The organism is Aromatoleum sp. (assembly GCF_035254505.1).
GTDB lineage: Bacteria > Pseudomonadota > Gammaproteobacteria > Burkholderiales > Rhodocyclaceae > Aromatoleum.
Genome location: NZ_DATFAO010000110.1, coordinates 1 through 16,801, shown reverse-complemented (window position 1 = coordinate 16,801; position 16,801 = coordinate 1). Strand labels below are relative to the sequence as shown.

Annotated in this window: 18 protein-coding genes and 1 pseudogene; 10 read left to right on the top strand and 9 right to left on the bottom strand. The window is 67.0% G+C overall.

What is annotated here, in order from left to right; translation table 11 throughout:
• On the top strand, positions 1-770 hold a 770-nt coding region (locus tag VJ673_RS24175), incomplete at its 5' end, for an HD-GYP domain-containing protein (protein WP_324128742.1).
• A 60-nt stretch (positions 771-830) separates the two neighbouring features.
• On the opposite strand, the gene VJ673_RS24170 is transcribed toward VJ673_RS24175, so the two are convergent.
• Positions 831-2,762, bottom strand: a complete 1,932-nt coding sequence (locus VJ673_RS24170; RefSeq protein WP_324128741.1) for an ATP-binding cassette domain-containing protein — start codon at positions 2,760-2,762, stop codon at positions 831-833.
• 144 nt (positions 2,763-2,906) lie between these two features.
• Here VJ673_RS24170 and VJ673_RS24165 point away from each other — a divergent pair, with 144 nt between their 5' ends.
• Positions 2,907-3,575 carry a hypothetical protein gene (locus VJ673_RS24165; protein WP_324128740.1) on the top strand — a complete coding sequence of 223 codons (669 nt, stop codon included), beginning with the start codon at positions 2,907-2,909 and terminating at the stop codon, positions 3,573-3,575.
• A 29-nt stretch (positions 3,576-3,604) separates the two neighbouring features.
• On the opposite strand, the gene VJ673_RS24160 is transcribed toward VJ673_RS24165, so the two are convergent.
• Both VJ673_RS24160 and VJ673_RS24155 read right to left on the bottom strand, forming a co-directional pair.
• Positions 3,605-4,207, bottom strand: coding sequence for a 2-hydroxychromene-2-carboxylate isomerase (locus tag VJ673_RS24160; protein ID WP_324128739.1), 603 nt, complete (start codon positions 4,205-4,207; stop codon positions 3,605-3,607).
• A gap of 58 nt (positions 4,208-4,265) precedes the next feature.
• On the bottom strand, positions 4,266-4,598 hold the full coding sequence (locus VJ673_RS24155; RefSeq protein ID WP_324128738.1) for a DUF2917 domain-containing protein: 333 nt from the start codon (positions 4,596-4,598) through the stop codon (positions 4,266-4,268).
• Positions 4,599-4,732: 134 nt separating this feature from the next.
• Between VJ673_RS24155 and VJ673_RS24150 the strand changes: the two genes are divergently transcribed.
• Positions 4,733-5,629 (top strand): LysR substrate-binding domain-containing protein, encoded by an 897-nt coding sequence (locus VJ673_RS24150; protein WP_324128737.1) that lies wholly within the window; start codon positions 4,733-4,735, stop codon positions 5,627-5,629.
• A gap of 13 nt (positions 5,630-5,642) precedes the next feature.
• Here VJ673_RS24150 and VJ673_RS24145 read toward each other — a convergent pair whose 3' ends face one another.
• The 5 genes from VJ673_RS24145 to VJ673_RS24125 all read right to left on the bottom strand — a co-directional run bounded on the left by VJ673_RS24145 (position 5,643) and on the right by VJ673_RS24125 (position 11,206).
• Positions 5,643-6,542, bottom strand: a complete 900-nt coding sequence (locus tag VJ673_RS24145) for a DMT family transporter (RefSeq protein WP_324128736.1) — start codon at positions 6,540-6,542, stop codon at positions 5,643-5,645.
• Positions 6,543-6,565: 23 nt separating this feature from the next.
• The gene (locus tag VJ673_RS24140) at positions 6,566-7,624 is read right to left on the bottom strand and encodes an FAD:protein FMN transferase (RefSeq protein WP_324128735.1); all 1,059 of its coding nucleotides are present in this window, start codon (positions 7,622-7,624) and stop codon (positions 6,566-6,568) included.
• Positions 7,624-8,577 (bottom strand): glutathione synthase, encoded by a 954-nt coding sequence (gene gshB / locus VJ673_RS24135; protein WP_324128743.1) that lies wholly within the window; start codon positions 8,575-8,577, stop codon positions 7,624-7,626. The genes VJ673_RS24140 and gshB overlap by 1 nt, the downstream gene beginning before the upstream one ends.
• 30 nt (positions 8,578-8,607) lie before the next feature.
• A complete protein-coding gene (gshA, locus tag VJ673_RS24130) occupies positions 8,608-9,903 on the bottom strand; it encodes a glutamate--cysteine ligase (RefSeq protein WP_324128734.1) in 1,296 nt (431 codons plus the stop codon).
• Between the two features lie 88 nt (positions 9,904-9,991).
• Complete coding sequence (locus tag VJ673_RS24125) at positions 9,992-11,206, bottom strand: class I SAM-dependent methyltransferase (RefSeq protein WP_324128732.1); 1,215 nt, start codon at positions 11,204-11,206, stop codon at positions 9,992-9,994.
• 455 nt (positions 11,207-11,661) lie between these two features.
• On the opposite strand from VJ673_RS24125, the gene VJ673_RS24120 reads away from it, so the two are divergent.
• The 5 genes from VJ673_RS24120 to VJ673_RS24100 all read left to right on the top strand — a co-directional run bounded on the left by VJ673_RS24120 (position 11,662) and on the right by VJ673_RS24100 (position 14,753).
• A complete protein-coding gene (locus VJ673_RS24120; RefSeq protein ID WP_324128731.1) occupies positions 11,662-12,300 on the top strand; it encodes a PEP-CTERM sorting domain-containing protein in 639 nt (212 codons plus the stop codon).
• 91 nt (positions 12,301-12,391) lie between these two features.
• Positions 12,392-13,183 (top strand): EcsC family protein, encoded by a 792-nt coding sequence (locus VJ673_RS24115; protein WP_324128730.1) that lies wholly within the window; start codon positions 12,392-12,394, stop codon positions 13,181-13,183.
• A 58-nt stretch (positions 13,184-13,241) separates the two neighbouring features.
• The gene (locus VJ673_RS24110; protein ID WP_324128729.1) at positions 13,242-13,628 is read left to right on the top strand and encodes a DUF488 domain-containing protein; all 387 of its coding nucleotides are present in this window, start codon (positions 13,242-13,244) and stop codon (positions 13,626-13,628) included.
• A 121-nt stretch (positions 13,629-13,749) separates the two neighbouring features.
• Positions 13,750-14,418 carry a glutathione S-transferase gene (locus VJ673_RS24105; protein WP_324128728.1) on the top strand — a complete coding sequence of 223 codons (669 nt, stop codon included), beginning with the start codon at positions 13,750-13,752 and terminating at the stop codon, positions 14,416-14,418.
• Positions 14,419-14,420: 2 nt separating this feature from the next.
• Entirely contained in the window at positions 14,421-14,753 is a 333-nt protein-coding gene (locus VJ673_RS24100) for an antibiotic biosynthesis monooxygenase family protein (protein ID WP_324128727.1), read from the top strand.
• A gap of 12 nt (positions 14,754-14,765) precedes the next feature.
• Here VJ673_RS24100 and VJ673_RS24095 read toward each other — a convergent pair whose 3' ends face one another.
• A complete protein-coding gene (locus VJ673_RS24095; protein WP_324128726.1) occupies positions 14,766-15,632 on the bottom strand; it encodes a YicC/YloC family endoribonuclease in 867 nt (288 codons plus the stop codon).
• A gap of 92 nt (positions 15,633-15,724) precedes the next feature.
• On the opposite strand from VJ673_RS24095, the gene VJ673_RS24090 reads away from it, so the two are divergent.
• Complete coding sequence (locus VJ673_RS24090; protein ID WP_324128725.1) at positions 15,725-16,672, top strand: serine/threonine protein kinase; 948 nt, start codon at positions 15,725-15,727, stop codon at positions 16,670-16,672.
• A gap of 10 nt (positions 16,673-16,682) precedes the next feature.
• Positions 16,683-16,801, top strand: a pseudogene (locus tag VJ673_RS24085) (serine/threonine-protein phosphatase); the annotation flags it as partial.

The following is a 16,801-nucleotide window of genomic DNA, read 5'->3' as shown; positions in this document are numbered from 1 at the left end:
ATGCGCTGCTGCCGTTGCTGCACCTGAAGGACCACGACGACTACACCTTCATGCACTCGGTGTCGGTGTGCGCGCTGCTGACGAGCTTCGCGCGCACACTGGAGCTACCGCGCGAGGTCATCAAGGAGATCTCGATCGGCGCGCTGCTGCACGACGTCGGCAAGGCCAAGGTGCCCGACGACATCCTCAACAAGCCGGCCAAGCTGACCGAGGCCGAGTTCGACAAGATGAAATCGCACGTCGTGCAGAGCAAGATCATCCTTCAGCACACGCCGGGCATCAGCGAGATCGCGCTCGACGTCGCCGCACAGCACCACGAGCGCTACGACGGCACGGGCTATCCGAACAAGCTCAAGGGCAGCGAGATCAGCCTGTATGGGCAGATGGGGGCGATCGTCGACGTCTACGACGCGATCACGTCGAATCGCGTCTACCACAAGGGCATGCCGCCGACGCAGGCGCTGAGGAAGCTCCTCGAATGGAGCAAGTACCACTTCGACCCCAAGCTCGTGCACACCTTCATCCGCTCGGTCGGCATCTATCCGAGCGGCTCGTTGGTACGCCTCGAAAGCGGCAAGCTCGCCGTCGTGCAGGGGCAAAACAGCGAGCACCTGCTGCAGCCGACCGTGCTCGTGATGTTCGACGCGCTCAAGCGCTGCTACGTAACGCCGCAGCTCGTGGACCTGGCGAAGTCGAACGACGTGATCATCGAGCACGAAGACTTCGACAAGTGGGGCATCGACCCGGCGCGGTGGATCGCAGGCGCCTGATCCCAAGGCATCGCGGGACACAGGGCGGGCCGGACTCCCGCCCCGCGACGTGCCGCACCCTCAGTCCGCCGGCAGCGACTCCAGCGTCTCCGAGATTTCCAGCCAGCGCAGCTCGGCGGTGTCGATCCAGTCGGCGAGCTCGGCCTGGCGCTTGAGGAGCGTCTGCAGCTGGCTCGTGTCGCCCGACGTGTAGAGCGCCGGGTCGGCGAGGCGCGCATCGAGCAGCTTCTTCTCGCCCTGCCAGCCGGCCATCTTCTTTTCGATCTGATCGAGTTCCTTGACTAGCGGGCGGCGGGCGGCAAGACGTGCCTGACGCTCGGCGGCGGACTGCTCGCGTTCGGCCTTGCGCGCGGCCTTGTCGGCGGCGCGGTCCGGGCATTTCGCCGCTTCCGCCACCTGCGCGCGACGCTCGGCGAGCCAGTCGCGGTAGTCGTCGAGGTCGCCGTCGAAGGGCTGGATGCGGCCGTCGTCGACAAGTACGAAGCGGTCGCAGGTCGCGCGCAAGAGCGCCCGGTCGTGCGACACGAGCACCATGCCGCCTTCGAAGTCCTGCAGCGCGAGCGTCAGTGCGTGGCGCATCTCGAGGTCGAGGTGGTTCGTCGGTTCGTCGAGCAGCAGCAGGTTGGGCCGCTGCCAGATCATCAGCGCGAGCGCGAGGCGCGATTTTTCGCCACCCGAGAAGGGGCCGCAGGGGGTCGTCGCCGGCGTCGAGCTGCTACCGACGCCATCGCCGCGGAAATCGAAGCCGCCGAGGTAGTCGCGCAGTTCCTGCTCGCGCGTCGCCGGGTCGAGACGCGTCAGGTGCTGCAGCGGGGATTCGTCGGGGCGCAGGGTTTCGAGCTGATGCTGCGCGAAGTAGCCGATCGCGAGACCCTTGCCTTCGGTGCGGGTACCGGCGGCGAGCGGCAGGCCGCCCGACAGCAGCTTGATCAGCGTCGACTTGCCGGCGCCGTTGCGCCCGAGCAGGCCCACCCGTTCGCCGGGACGCAACGTGAGGCGGACGCGGTCGAGCACCGTGCGATCGCCATAGGCCACGGCGCCATCCTCGATCTGCAGCAGCGGGTCCGGCGCGGGCGGCGCTTCGCGGAAGGTGAAGCTGAAGGCGGTGTCGATATGGGCGGCGGCGATGCGCTCCATGCGCTCCAGCGCCTTGATACGGCTCTGCGCCTGGCGCGCCTTGGTGGCCTTCGCGCGGAAGCGGCGGATGTAGTCCTCGATGTGCGCGATCTCGCGCTGCTGCTTCTCGAACATCGACTGCTGCTGCGACAGGCGTTCGGCGCGCTGGCGCTCGAAGTCCGAGTAGCCGCCGGTGTAGAGCGTCAGGCGCTGCTGTTCGATGTGCGCGATGTGCGTGACGCAGGCGTCGAGGAACTCGCGGTCGTGCGAGATCAGCAGCAGCGTGCCGCGGTAGTCGCGCAGCCACTGTTCGAGCCACAACACGGCGTCGAGGTCGAGGTGGTTGGTGGGCTCGTCGAGGAGCAAGAGATCCGAGCGGCACATCAGCGCCTGCGCGAGATTGAGCCGCATGCGCCAGCCGCCGGAGAAATCCGACACCGGCCGCTCCGCGTCGTTGCCGACGAAGCCCAAGCCGTCGAGGAGTGCCGCCGCACGGGCGCGCGCCGCGTAGCCGCCGATCTCGTGCAGTCGCGCGTGGCGCTCTCCGATGTGAGCGCCGTCATGTGCCGCTTCGGCCGCGGCGAGCTTCGCTTCGACGTCACGCAGTTCGGCGTCGCCGTCGAGCACATATTCGATCGCCGCCTTCGCGAGCGCCGGCGTCTCCTGCGCGACGTGCGCGATCTGCCAGCCTGCGGGGATGTCGAGATCGCCCTGGTCCTGGTGCAGCCCGCCGCGCAAGAGCGCAAAGAGGCTGGACTTGCCGGTGCCGTTGGCTCCCGTCAGGCCGACGCGCCAGCCGGGGTGGATCTGCAGCGAGACGTTGTCGACGAGGATTTTGGCGCCGCGCGCGAGGCGGAGGTTACGAAACTGGATCACGACGAGGCTTCGAAAGGCAAAGGCGACATTCTACGCAAGGGATCGTCGGGCCTCATATCGTATCGGGCTGCAAGCGCGGTCAGCGAATCGGGCGGCAAAGGCGTTATCCTAACCATCCCTGTTCTTCGACCGCTCCACGACATCGTGCCCCGCCTTCCGCTCCTGCTGCTCGCCTTCGCATGCGCCCTGCCTCTTTCCGCCGTTGCGGCCGCCAACGCTAACGACGAGGCCGACGCCGCTGCCGCCGCCGACGCCGCCGAACTTGCCCGCGCCGCAGCGCTACGCGACGAGGCCAAGTCGTTGCGCGGCAAGGCCGACGCTGAACTCGAGGCGCAGCAGCTCGCCTGCCGCAAGGTGGTGCTGGTCAATCGCTGCGTCACCAAGGCGAAGGAAGCGCGGCTGGTGACCGTTCGCAAGGCACGCGCGATGGAGATCGAAGCCAGCAAGATCGAGACGGGGCAGAAACGCCGTGCGGCCGTCGAATCCGGACGCAGCGCAGGCACCGATGCACCGACCCGGCCCGCCCCCGAGACTGACCCGACGTCACAGGTCCTGCCGCCCGACCCGTCGGTGGCGCAGACACAGCGCGAACGGCAGGAGAACGCGGTCAAGGCGGTCGAGCAGCAGAAAGCCGCCCAGAAGGTGAAGGACGCCGCCAAGGCCCGCGAACGGGCTAAGGCCAATGCGGATGCAGCCGAGCGCGCCGCCGAGGCGCGTGAAGACAAGGACCGCTACGACCGCAAGCTGCGCAAGTATCAGGAAGACAAGGCGCAGAAGGAAAAGGAAAGCGCGCAGGGCGCACCCGCCAAGTAGCCGCGCGCGCGAGTCTTGAGCTCGGACCGCTAGCCGTTACAGCGCGCCCATTCGAGCGCGTCTTCGAGCCGGTCGTTGCCCCAGAAGAGCTCCTCCCCGACGCGGAAGCTCGGTGCTCCGAAGAGTCCCAGCTCGCTCGCCCTCTCGGTCTGACGGCGCAAGGCGAGCTTGTTGTCGTCGGTGACGGCCTCGTCGAGCAGGCGCTGCGCCGGCAGGCTCAGCTCAGACAGGATCTCCCCGATCACTCCGGCCTCGCCGATGTCGCGGTCCTCGGCGAAGTTCGCGCGCAACACGGCACGCGAGAAGGGTGCGACCCAGTCCTCCTCCGCGCCGAGCAGCGCGACCCGCGCGGCGAGGATGCCGCTGCGCGGAAAACGGCTCGGCATCTGGAAGGGCAGCTCGTACTTCGCCGCGAGCCGCGCGAGGTCACGCCACATGTAGCGTCCCTTGGGCGGGTAGATGTTGAAGGGCGAGTCGTTCCAACCCATCGCGAGAAAGACCGGCCCGAGCAGGAAGGGCCGCCACTCGACCTCGACGCCGGCCCGCTCCGCCAGCCCCTCGATGCGCATCACCGAGAGATACGAGTAGGAACTCGCAAATTCGTACCAGAATTCGATGCGGGGACGGGACATCGCCGGGCTCCTCGAAGGCAGGCTCTAACTGTAGCCCATCGCGGCCCAGCCTGCTTTTTCAGGCGACGCGACGCACGGAGTTGGCCGGTTGGCCGTGCAGCAGGCTTGCGATGCGTTCCAGCCAGCCGCCCCGATGCCCGCGACGATTGGCGGCGCCGAAGGACTTGTGAATGATCACCTCGGCGTTGCTGATGCCCGTCATCAGCGCACCGGCGTCGAAGGACAGTGTGAAGGATTGGCCGGTCTTCAGCACGATGTCGCGCCCGTCGCCGTGCTGCGTGAGCCAGATGCAGCCCTTGCGCACCGTGACTTCGGCGCCCTTCGTGTGATCGAGAACCATCGACTCCCGCGCCGACAGCGTCACGCGGGTGAATTCAGTATGTGTATGCATGATTTTTTTACTCCTCGTGGGCGCAGGGCGCGTCGTCGTGATGCGGCGCTACCGCTTTTGCCACGCGTGAAGTATCGTCATTCATAAATGCCGGAGCAAACGGAAAAACCGCATCTGTCGCATGCACAAATCTCATGCATAAGCCGCTCGGAAAGATTCCGCCGCTGGACCCGCTGCGCGGCTTTGTCGCCGCGGCGCGCCACCTGAGCTTCACGCACGCGGCCGAAGAGCTCTTCCTCACGCAGTCGGCGATCAGCCGGCAGGTGCAGACGCTGGAGACAGCGCTCGGCGTGCCGCTCTTCGTGCGCGGCGTGCGCAGCCTTGCACTGACCCCCGAGGGCGAACGCCTCGCGCGCGCCGCCGAAGGCTGGCTGCAAGAGTACGCGGCGCTCGCCGACGCGCTCGCCCACTCCGGACCACGTCCCGTGACCGTGACAGCGAGCATCGGCATTTCGGCGTTATGGCTCGTGCCGCGGCTGTCGCGCTTCCAGCAGCGGCATCCGGATATCGACGTGCGGGTGGCGGCGAGCAATCGGACGCTCGATCTCGCGCGCGAAGACATCGACATCGCAGTCCGCTACTGCGCGAACCGCGAGGCGCCGCCCGGGGCGGAACGCCTCTTCGGCGAGACGGTGATTCCGGTCGCAACGCCGACGATCGCGGCACGCCCGCTTGACGCACGGACCTTGCCGGAGACGACGCTGCTCGACTTCGACGATCCGCACTATCCCTGGCTGCGCTGGACGGACTGGCTCGCCGCGATGAAGCTCGAGAACGTGCGACCGCGCGCAGTGCTCGTCTTCAATCACTACGACCAGCTGATCCAGGCTGCGGTCGCGGGCCAGGGCATTGCGATCGGGCGCGAACGCCTGGTCGATCAGCTGGTCGCCGAGGGGCGCCTTGCCGTCGTCGGCAACGGCCGGCTGGAGATGACCGATCGCGGCTACTGGCTGGTGCTCGGGCCGGGGACGCCGCGCCGCGAAGTCGCCTGCTTCGCGGACTGGCTACGCGAGGAGGCAGGCGCCGGGTGAGGCGGACGCCCCGTCACTTGCCCGGAGCCGGCCGGTTGGCGATCCAGATCCCGGTGCCGACCAGCAGCAGCGCGCCGTAGATCGCGGGCGTCAGCGTTTCGCCGAGCAGCAGCGCGCCAGCGAGCACGCCCATCACCGGGGTCAGGAAGGAGAAGGACGACAGGCGGGTCGTCGAATACTGCGAGATCAGCCAGAACCACGCGAGATAGCTTGCCGCGGCGACAATCACGGTCTGGAAGACGAGGCTCGCCCACACCGAAGGCGTCGGAGCGAACAGGCCGGGCTCACCGAGGGCCGGCGACAGCGGCAGCAGGACGAGCGCCGACACGCCGAGCTGGTAGAGCAGCGTCTTCTCGGCCGATGCCCGCGCAAGGGGACTGGCCTTGACCGTCAGCGTCGTCGCGGCCCACATGACCGCGGCGCCGAGCATCATCAGGTCGCCGATCCAGGCGCGGCCGGACGGCCGCAGCAGGCTTTCGCCGAAGAGCGCGACGACACCGACGAAGGCGAGCGCCATGCCGATCCACTGGGGGCGGCGCATATGTTCGTGCGGCAGCAGCCACACCGCGCCGACGGCGACCATGAAGGGCGCGGTATAGAGGAAGATCACGCCGCGCGACGCGCTCGTGTATTGGAGCGCGGCGAAGATCAGCGCGAACTCGGCGGCAAAGAGCAGTCCGGCGACGAGTCCCGGCAGCAGCGTCCGATCAGGCTCGGCCAGCCGCAGGCCCCGACCGCGCGCCCAGACCCAGATCACGAGAGTCGCGCCGAGCGAACGCAATCCCGCCTGCCACATCGGCGACACGCCGACGCTCGCGACCTTGATTGCAACCTGCTGCAGACCCCAGATCGTGCACAGCCCGACCATCAATGTGACGGCGAAACGATCGAGATGGGGGCGGATCGGTGGCATAGGGTGCGCTGCCGCTCTGCGGCTCAGTCGACGACGGTGATGGGTCCGACGCCTTCCATGAACTGCAGCCGCGCGCGCAGTTCGCGCGTGACCTCGATGTGACCGTCGGCCGCCACGCGCAGCGCATGGTCGATGCCGTAGCGGCGCGTGTACTCGCGCCAGCCGTCGCCGGCAATGAAGGGGGCCTTGCTCGCGGCGTCGGACAGCGTGCCGGCATTCGCGCGCGGCGTGACCAGCACCGTCATCGACTGCGTCGCCGTCGCGGGGGCGCCGGTGCGAGGGTCGATCAGGTGCGAGTAACGCACGCCGTCGAGCTCGAAGTAACGCTGGTAGTCGCCCGAGGTCCCGATCGCCTCGCCGTCGTAGAGCGGCAGCGTCGCCATCGGCTCGGGCTTGCGCGGATGCTGCAGGCCCAGCCGCCACGGCGCGTCGCCCTTCTTGCCGAGCGCCATGACGTTGCCGCCGATGTTGATCAGCGCGTTGTGGATGCCGCGCGCGCGCAGGATCGCCGCCGCGCGATCGAGCGCGTAGCCCTTCGCGTAGCCGCCGAGGTCGAGGCGCACCGAGGGGTTTCGGCTGCTGACGCGATTGCCCTCGATCACGAGGTCGCTCATCCGCGGCCGCGCGTCGAGCACCGTTCGTATCCCGTCCGGATCAGGCAGGCGGGCGACAAATTCGTCGGCCTGGAAGCCCCACAGCGCAATCAGCTCGCCGAGCGCCGGGTTGAACAGCGAATCCCCCAGTTCGGACAGGCGGGCCGCGTCCTTCAGCATGCCGGCGAGCTCGTCGGACACTGTCGCCACTTCCCCGCGCCCGATGGACTCGTTCAGCGCGGTGAGTTCGGACGGCTGCCATGCGTGGTAAGTGCGGTGCAGGCGATCGAATTCGCGCAGCACCTCGTTCATCGCCGCAGCGGAATCCTCGGCCGACTCGCCGTAGACCGTCAGATCGACGCGCGTGCCGAAGACATAGCCTTCCTGGCGATGCAGTTCCGGCGGCTTGGCGCAGGACGCGAGCAGCGCCACAACGACCAGCGCCGCGAACGCCGCGCGCACGCGGCGCAGGATCGCCGCCCCCGCCATCAGCGGCAGGCCTGCTCGAGCTTGTCGACGAAGAGGCCCGCAACCGGGAAACCGGTCTGGGTGGCGATCTCGACGAAGCAGGTGGGACTGGTGACGTTGATCTCGGTGAGATGCCCGCCGATGACGTCGAGCCCGACGATCAGCAGGCCGCGCGCCGCGAGCACCGGCGCGAGCGTCTCGGCGATCTCGCGTTCGCGTTCGGTCAGCGGCATCGCCACGCCCCGCCCGCCCGCGGCGAGATTGCCGCGCGTCTCGCCCGCCTTCGGGATGCGCGCGAGGGAATACGGCACGACTTCGCCGCCGACGATCAGCACGCGCTTGTCGCCCTCCACGATCTCCGGCAGGAAGCGCTGCGCCATGATCGTGCGGCGGCCTTCGTGCGTCAGCGTCTCGACGATGACGTTGCGGTTCGGGTCGTCCTTGCGCACGCGGAAGATCTGGCTCCCGCCCATTCCGTCGAGCGGCTTCAGGATCGCGTCGCCGAGTTCGTCGATGAAGGCGTGGAGATCGGAGGCGTCGCGCGCGACCAGCGTGGTCGGCGCGAGCTGCGGGAATTCGCAGATCGCGAGCTTCTCCGAGTGATCACGGATCGCGCGCGGATCGTTGAAGATGCGCGCGCCACCGGCGACGGCATGCTCCAGCATCCAGGTCGCCGTCACGTACTCGAAGTCGAAGGGCGGATCCTGGCGCATGATCACTGCGTCGTAGGCGGTGAGCGGCAGCACGGCTTCGTCGCCGGGCTCGTACCATGCATGGTCGTTGGCGGTCGGGCGGATCGCAAGCGCGCGCGCCGCGACGACGCCATCGCGCCAGGTCAAGGCCTCGCGCCGGATCGTGAACACCGCATGGCCGCGCGCGGCGGCCTCGCGCATCATCGCGATGCTGGAATCCTTGTAGGCCTTGAGCTTGTCGAGCGGATCGACGATGAAGGCGATCTTCAGGCTACGCGACATCGGGCTGGTCATTCCCCCCTCACCCCTCACTCAAGCCACGAGGTCGGCTTCGGCCGGCGCGGTTTCCTCGATCTCGACCGAGGCGGCCAGCAGTGCCAAGCGCGCGACCACACCATAGGCGTAGAAGCGGTTCGGCGCGGCGTCCGGCGACTGGCGGCAGTCGGGCAGCGAGCAGCAGGTCTGGAACGCGAGCGGCTTGAAGTGCATGCCCGGCGCGTTGAGGTTCTCGTCGCGGCCGCGCTCGGTGTGCACGCGGTAGAAACCGCCGACGACGAAGCGGTCCATCATGTAGACGACCGGCTCCGCGACCGCCTCATCGACCGTCTCGAAGGTGTGCACGCCTTCCTGGATGATCACTTCGTGGACCTGCAGGCCTTCCTTGACGACGCTCATCTTGTTGCGCTGGCGGCGATTGAGGCCCTTCACTTCGGACGCATCGCGCACCGTCATCACGCCCATACCGTAGGTGCCGGCGTCGGCCTTCACGACGACGAAGGGGGTCTCGTCGACCTCATATTCCTTGTACTTCTCGCGGATGCGGCGCAAGAGGCTATCGACCTGCGCGGCGAGGCATTCCTCGCCCGTGCGCTCCTGGAAATTGATCTGGCCGCAGACGCCGAACTCAGGGTTGATGCGCCAATGGTCGATGCCGATCACATCGGCGAACTCGCGTGCCACGCGATCATAGGCCGCCTGGTGGATCGACTTGCGGCGGCGGTGCCAGCCCGCATGCAGCGGCGGGATCAGCCACTGCTCGTCGAGCCCTTTCAGGATGCTCGGGATGCCGCCCGACAAATCGTTGTTGAGCAGGATCGCGCAGGGATCGAAGTTCGCGAGCCCGAGACGCGTGCCGCGGCGCTCCAGCGGCTCGAGCGTCAGCGTGCCGCCGTTGGCGAGTTCGAGCGTCGTCGGGGCCGTGACCTCGGGCAAGAGCGAGCCCACGCGCACGTCGAGGCCGGTCAGTTGCAGCACCGAGACGAGCTTCGCGACGTTCTGCAGATAGAACTGGTTACGCGTGTGGTTTTCGGGGATTAGCAGCAGCTGGCGCGCGTCCGGGCAGACGCGCTCGATCGCGTCCTGCGCCGCCTGCACGCACAGCGGCATGAAGGCATCGTTGAGATTGTTCCAGCCACCGGGGAAGAGGTTCAGGTCCACCGGGGCGAGCTTGAAGCCGGAATTTCGCAGGTCGGTCGAAGCATAGAAAGGCGGCGTGTGATCCTGCCACTGCGTGCGCATCCAGCGCTCGATTTCGGTGGCGTGGTCGAGAAAACGCTTTTCCAGTTCCAGCAGCGGACCGGTCAGCGCGGTCGTCAGGTGAGGGACCATGAGGGATTTCCCGAAAAAAGCGCCGCAGGCGGGCGCACTGCGGCGGATAGTTTGCGGCCAATATTACAGTAGATCGCGCCCGTGTCGTTCAGACTGCGGCAAAGGGGCGAAAGTGCTCCGGCAGCGGCGCATTTTCCAGACTGCGCTGCGTGAAGATGTAACGACCGTCGCAGACGAAGCCGAGGTCGGCCCAGTCCACGACGTTCAGGGCGTCGCGGAAGGCGGCGAGATCGACGTCGGTGCGGCGCGGAAACACCGCCAGCACGGCGCCGTCGTAATGCGGACAATCGTGCAGGAAGAAGGGGCGCGCCTGGCGGGTGCGGCCGTTGACATATACGCGCGGCAGCGCGGACTGGAAGTAGCCACGCCCCCAATGCCACCAGTTGCGCTCGTCGAAAGGCTGCACGCGGCGCGTGATCAGGCGGTCCTTGTGCGGCACGAGCGCCGCCGGCGGCGGCTCGCCCGGCTCGACCCATAGCATGCGTCGCGTATGCCCGGTCTTGACCGTCGACGAGCAGACGAAGTCGCGGTTGCCCACGTGCTCGTCGGCATAGATGTGGTCCGCCCCCGACACCGCTCCGACCTTGACGAAGGCGACGTCGGACAGGCGCAGCGGATAATCGCCGCGCGCAAACATCAGGTGACCGCCGCATTCGAGCAGATGGCGCGTCTGCCAGGACGGCGCCGCGAGTGCCGCGGTCAGGTCGTCGGCGCTGCCGATCTCGGCGTAGCGCATCGTGCGCCCGAAACTGTCCTTCTCGAAGCGCCAGATCAGGCAGTTCGGCACCGCATCGTTGAACACGCGCGCGTCCCCCAGCTCGATCGCGTCGGTGATCGTCCCGGCGGCGAGCATCAGGCGGTTGAGCTTCACCGCAGACGTCACCTTCAGGAAGTCGCGCGGCGTGATGAAGATCAGCTCTCCGCCCGGCGCAAGATGGCGCAGGCACTTCTCGATGAAGAAGAGGTAGAGGTTCGAGCGGCCGTCGAAATGCTCGGCCTGCAGCAGCTTGCGCGTCTCCGGCGGGATGTCCTGGAAGCGGACGTAGGGCGGGTTGCCGATGATCGTGTCGAAGCGTTCGGCTTCGGGATAGGCGAAGAAGTCGACGTTGAGCGCGCCGCGCGGGCAATGCGCCGGGTCGAATTCGATGCCGATCGCAGTCGGCAGATGCTGCAGGAAGGCGCCGTCGCCGCACGACGGCTCCAGCACGCGGCCGCGATTGCGGCGCAAGGCGAGCATCGCTTGCACGACCGACTCCGGCGTGAATACCTGCCCGAGCGCCGCGACGTCGCGCGCGCCCTTCAAGCGAGGCTCCCGACGACCGAGGTCATGCGCAGTGCAGTACGGCAGGAGGGGCGGGAGACAGGCATCACGGAGTCTTGGCGCGGACGTCGCATTGGTTTCGGCCCGCGGAAGATAAACCGGGCGCGGGCTTCGTGCAAATGAGGACTCGTCATACGGGTGACTCGCCGACATGCGGTCCCGGATCGTCGCGATCCGCCACGGCGCGTTCGGAATGATCGAGACCGGGGGATATGGGCAGCGTTAGGAACGCGGCCTCCCTTAACGGAATGTACCCGAAAATCGGTATGCGAATATCCGACTAACGCTGTCGGATTTATTTACATTTCGCCCAATGCACCTACCAAACAAGGAATATCCTTCCTTGCAACTCAATGAGTTATAAATTCGGCACAGAAACTGCTCGTCATTACCCGTCTCAATCGTTCGGTAATTTTTACCGACAAAGGTAGGTCGAAATGCCAAACCCCCCGAAGCGATGGCTGGCGGCAATCGTGACGACGCTCGCCGCTACCCTTCCGCTACTCGCGCACGCACTGCCGCTCACCCCCGACGCCAATCCCGACGGCTACGCCGGCCTCGCCTCGCTCACCGTCGTGCGCAGCGGACCGACCCCTTCATCCACGGACTCCGGTACCGCGGCGGCGATCAGCGGCACGACGACCTTCGTCATGGCCTGGACCGGGGACGGGGACGCCTATGCCTATCGCGTCGGCGACTCGCAGTTCGCGATCGACTTCGGATCGCTGCTTGCCGGACGCGCACCGGTAAGCCTCGGCCGGTATACCTTCGACCTCTCGCTCGATCCGGTGATCATGGATCTGGCCAGCGTCGATCTCAGCGGGCCATCGCTCGGTGACGTCTCGCAAGTGCTTGCGCTCGCCGGTGTCGGCGGCGCTTACACGAGCTGGACCGCCAGCGAGACCCGCGGCATTTTCAGCGCGAGCTACCGTCTGTTCCTGTTCGACAGCGCCACGGAAACCGCGTCCTCCGCTGCAGGACCGTCGGCGCTCGCGATACCGGAACCGGAGGTGCTCGCGCTGATCGGAATCGCGCTTGTCGCCCTCGCCGCAACCCGTCACACCAGGAAGCAGTGACGGCCGACTCCGGCCAAACAGGCGGAGCCGAACCTTTGCCCCTCGCCGCACGTCGAAATGCCAAGACGATGCAATGACGAGGCACGGACGGATGGAACTGTCATCGACGGAAATCGCGGAACTGGAACTTGCGTGGCGGCTGCTGGAAAACCCCGGTCTTGCCGCGCGGATCAGCGCCGCCGTGGGTTCGCCGATCGAACGCGGATTCGAACTGCTGCCCAAACGATGGAACGCCGCCGTGATCGGCGCGACGCACAAGGCCATCGAAACCGCGCTTGACGTCGCCCTGCGCACGCTCGATCACGACGCGGCCGAGGCGCCGTCGAACCGCTGGCACAAGCTCGCCGCGGGCACCGCGGGCGCGGCGGGCGGGGCTTTCGGCCTGCCAGCGCTCGCGATCGAACTGCCGGTATCGACGACGATCATACTGCGATCGATCGCGGACATCGCGCGCAGCGAAGGCGAAGACCTGCGCGACGTCGAGGCGCGCCTGCAATGCATGCAGGTGCTGGCGCTCGGCGGGCGTTCAAGCAGCGACGACGCCGCCGAGACAGCCTATTTCACTGCCCGCGCCGCAATGGCCAAGGCAGTGTCGGAAGCGGCGCGGCACCTCGCGCAACGCGGCGCCGTCCAGCAGGGCGCGCCGGTGATCCTGCAACTCATCACGCAGATTGCGTCGCGATTTTCGATCAACGTATCGCAGAAAGTCGCCGCGCAGGCCGTGCCGGTGGTCGGTGCGATCGGCGGAGCCGTCATCAACACGGTATTCATCGACCACTTCCAGGGCATGGCGCGCGGCCATTTCATCATCCGGCGCCTGGAGCGCTGGCATGGCGCCGACACGGTGCAGCGGGTGTATAAGGGATTCTCCAAGGCGGCGTGACGAAGCCGCCGTCGCTCGCCGCACGACAATCGCTGCACAACAATCGGGGAGAACGCAGATGGTCTTGCGCATCGTCCGCCTGGGCACGCCAAGGGCCGCCGACGAAGGGCTGCGCATCGGCACCGTGCGCCGGCCTCCGCGTGGCGTACCGAAAACCGAGTTCGCGTCGCAGAACTGGTACGACGTCTGGTATCCGAACCTCGCACCCAGCGTCGAGACGATGAAGATGGCACAACACGCGACGACGCCCGCGGAGTGGCAGGCCTTCGTCAAACACTTTCGCCACGAGATGGCGGCGCCGGATGCGAGCCGCAGCCTCGATGTGCTCGCGGCGCTGTCGCATCAGACGAACTTCTCGGTCGGCTGCTACTGCGAGGACGAATCGCACTGCCACCGCTCGATCCTGCGTGAGCTGTTACGCGAGAAGGGCGCGAAGCTGGAGTAGCAGTGCCGGCGCATGACACGCGGTGTCACACGTCGCCTTGCCCGGCACCCCACCGTCCCCGCAGCGAAGTGCTACGCTCTGGGTTTCCAAAGCACCCAGACGTCTTGCTCACGGAGGTCCCATGCTGCTCATCGGAATGCTCGATTCACCCTACGTCCGTCGCGTCGCCGTGTCCCTGCAACTGCTCGGCCTGCCCTTCGAACACCGCTCGCTGTCGGTCTTCCGCAGCTTCGACGAATTCCGCGAGCACAACCCCGTCGTCAAGGCGCCCACGCTGATCTGCGACGACGGCACGGTCCTGATGGACTCGACGCTGATCCTCGACTACGCGGAAGCGCTCGCCGCGGCGCGCCGCTCACTGATGCCGAAGGCGATCCCCGAGCGCCTGCATGCGCTGCGCATCATCGGGCTTGTCCTCGCCGCATGCGAAAAGAGCGTGCAGCTCGTCTATGAGCGCCAGCTGCGACCCACCGAGAAGCAGCACGAGCCCTGGGCGACGCGCATCACCGGGCAATTGCTGGCCGCCTACGATGCGCTCGAAAACGAGATTTCGCGCCAGCCGCTCGCCGTCGACCGCGATACCATCGACCAGGCGGGCGTGAGCGCGGCGGTCGCGTGGCAATTCACGCAGCAGCTGCTGCCGGGCCTGATTCCGCCCACCCGCTGTCCGTCGCTGACACGCTTTTCCTTCATCGCCGAAGCTCTGCCGGAATTCCTCGCCGCGCCGCACGGCGCGGGCGTCGTCAATGAGAAGGCCCCCGAAGAAGCCTCCGCGCAGACGCGGCATTGAGCATGAGCGATCCGGCCTTCGCGACCACCCCCGAACCGCCTTACTATGCGGTGATCTTCAGCTCGCGGCGCACCGCTGGCGACCAGGGCTACGGCCACATGGCGGAGCGCATGGCGGAACTCGCGGCGCAGCAGCCGGGCTACCTCGGGGCCGAGAGCGCACGCGACGCCGACGGATTCGGCATCACGGTCTCCTACTGGAGCTCGCCCGAAGCGATCGCCGACTGGAAAGCCCACGCCGAACACACCGTCGCGCGCGAACTCGGCCGGCGCGCGTGGTACGAGCACTTCGAACTGCGCATCGCCCGCGTCGAGCGGGCGTACGGCAAGGGCTGAGGCAGAAGCGCTTTACTCGATGTTCTGCACCTGCTCGCGCATCTGCTCGATCAGCACCTTCATCTCCATCGCGACGCCGGTGATGTCGGTGGCGGCAGACTTCGAGGCGAGTGTGTTGGCTTCGCGGTTCAGCTCCTGCATCAGGAAGTCCAGCCGCTTGCCGGCGGCGCCCCCGGCCTTGAGGATTCGGGCGACCTCCTCGAGGTGGGCCGTCAGGCGCGATAGTTCCTCGGCGACGTCGATGCGCTGGGCAAACAGTGCGACTTCCTGACGGATGCGGTCCTCGTCGAGCGAGGCGACCGCTTCGCGCAGGCGCGTCGACAGACGCTCCTGGTAGTCGGCGACGATCTCGGGCACGCGCGGCTGCGCGAGCGCGACGAGTTCGCGCATGCGCACCAGACGCTCGGTGATCATCGTCGCGAGCTTCTCGCCTTCGCGGCGGCGCGTGGCGACGAATTCGTCGAGCGCGGCGCGCGCCATTTCGAGCAGCGCCGGCTGCAGCTCGTTGAAGCCGACTCCGTCGTCGGCGAGCATGCCGGGCCAGCGCAGCACTTCCGACACGCTCAGCGGCGAGGCTTCGGGCAGGCTCGCGCGCACGCGCGCCTGCGCCTCGCGCAGCTGGTCGAGCAGCCCGGCATTGAGCGCAAGGTTGCGGGGCGCCGCGCCGTTCGTATGCAGGTTGAGGCGGCATTCGACCTTGCCGCGCGTCAGTCGACCCGTGATCAGCTCGCGCAAAGCCGGTTCGGCCTGGCGCAGTTCGTCGCCGATGCGGAAAAAGAGGTCGAGATAGCGCGAATTGACGCTGCGCAGCTCGAGATTCAGGCTCACCTGCCCAAGGTCGCGGGTCTGGACCGCGAAACCGGTCATGCTATGGATCATGTCTGCTCTACTCCGGGAACCCGCCATGTTCCTGTACACTGCGGGCACCAATGAATTTGTCGTGGAAAGCCGAAGATTCGCCTTCCCCCATAATGCCGTCGCAAACCAACTGCCCTCTTCCCGCCGGTTATCAGCTGGATCAATACCGAATCGAGCGGCAGCTGTCTCTCGGCGGGTTCTCGATCGTGTATCTGGCGCACGATCCGGAAGGCACGCCGGTTGCGATCAAGGAATATCTGCCCAATTCGCTGGCGCTGCGCAAGGACGGGGAGTTCGAGCCGCAGGTCACCGAGGAGCACCTGCCGGCCTTCCGCTACGGCATGAAGTGCTTCTTCGAGGAAGGCCGCTCGCTTGCGAAGCTGATGCACCCGAACGTCGTGCAGGTGCTCAACTTTTTCCGCGCCAACGCGACAGTTTACATGGTCATGCGCTTCGAGCGCGGACGCACACTTCACGACTATATCCAGAAATACCGCGGGCAGGTGCGCGAGACCTTCATTCGCGCGGTGTTCACGCGCATGCTGAACGGCCTGCGCGAAGTGCATGCGCACAAGCTGCTGCATCTGGACATCAAGCCCTCGAACATCTATCTGCGCAACGACGGCACGCCGGTGCTGCTCGACTTCGGCGCGGCGCGCCAGACGCTGATGAGCGACCAGCCGATCCTCAAGCCGATGTACACGCCCGGCTTCGCCTCGCCCGAGCAATACGAGAACCGCGACGCGCTGGGCCCCTGGAGCGACATCTACAGCGTCGGCGCGAGCCTCTATGCGTGCGTCACGGGCTCCGCGCCGCCGCGCGCCGACGACCGCGTCAAGCGCGACACGCTGACGCCGACCGTCAAGTCGAACGCCGGCAAGTACTCCGAGCAGTTGCTGCAGACCATCGACTGGTGCCTGAAGCTCGATCCGCTGGCCCGTCCGCAGAGCGTGTATTCGCTGCAAAAAGCCCTGCTGCGCAAGGCCGAAGGCGACCCGGTGCACGCGGGCCTCTTCGGCGACCTGGGCGCCAGATTGAAGTCCTTTATCGGACGCACATAAGGAAGCGACCGTGAAGTTCACCATTTACCAGGACAGCCGCATCGGCAAGCGCAGTTCGAACCAGGACCGCCTGGCGTACTGCTATTCGCGCGAGGCGCTGCTGATGCTCGTCGCCGACGGCATGGGCGG

Bases quoted from the DNA above. Each gene is read 5' to 3' on its own strand.
- VJ673_RS24160 (WP_324128739.1), bottom strand. From the start codon at position 4,207: ATGTCCCGTCCCCGCATCGAATTCTGGTACGAATTTGCGAGTTCCTAC.
- VJ673_RS24155 (WP_324128738.1), bottom strand. From the start codon at position 4,598: ATGCATACACATACTGAATTCACCCGCGTGACGCTGTCGGCGCGGGAG.
- VJ673_RS24150 (WP_324128737.1), top strand. From the start codon at position 4,733: ATGCATAAGCCGCTCGGAAAGATTCCGCCGCTGGACCCGCTGCGCGGC.
- VJ673_RS24145 (WP_324128736.1), bottom strand. From the start codon at position 6,542: ATGCCACCGATCCGCCCCCATCTCGATCGTTTCGCCGTCACATTGATG.
- VJ673_RS24140 (WP_324128735.1), bottom strand. From the start codon at position 7,624: ATGGCGGGGGCGGCGATCCTGCGCCGCGTGCGCGCGGCGTTCGCGGCG.
- gshB (WP_324128743.1), bottom strand. From the start codon at position 8,577: ATGTCGCGTAGCCTGAAGATCGCCTTCATCGTCGATCCGCTCGACAAG.
- gshA (WP_324128734.1), bottom strand. From the start codon at position 9,903: ATGGTCCCTCACCTGACGACCGCGCTGACCGGTCCGCTGCTGGAACTG.
- VJ673_RS24120 (WP_324128731.1), top strand. From the start codon at position 11,662: ATGCCAAACCCCCCGAAGCGATGGCTGGCGGCAATCGTGACGACGCTC.
- VJ673_RS24115 (WP_324128730.1), top strand. From the start codon at position 12,392: ATGGAACTGTCATCGACGGAAATCGCGGAACTGGAACTTGCGTGGCGG.
- VJ673_RS24110 (WP_324128729.1), top strand. From the start codon at position 13,242: ATGGTCTTGCGCATCGTCCGCCTGGGCACGCCAAGGGCCGCCGACGAA.
- VJ673_RS24105 (WP_324128728.1), top strand. From the start codon at position 13,750: ATGCTGCTCATCGGAATGCTCGATTCACCCTACGTCCGTCGCGTCGCC.
- VJ673_RS24100 (WP_324128727.1), top strand. From the start codon at position 14,421: ATGAGCGATCCGGCCTTCGCGACCACCCCCGAACCGCCTTACTATGCG.
- VJ673_RS24095 (WP_324128726.1), bottom strand. From the start codon at position 15,632: ATGATCCATAGCATGACCGGTTTCGCGGTCCAGACCCGCGACCTTGGG.
- VJ673_RS24090 (WP_324128725.1), top strand. From the start codon at position 15,725: ATGCCGTCGCAAACCAACTGCCCTCTTCCCGCCGGTTATCAGCTGGAT.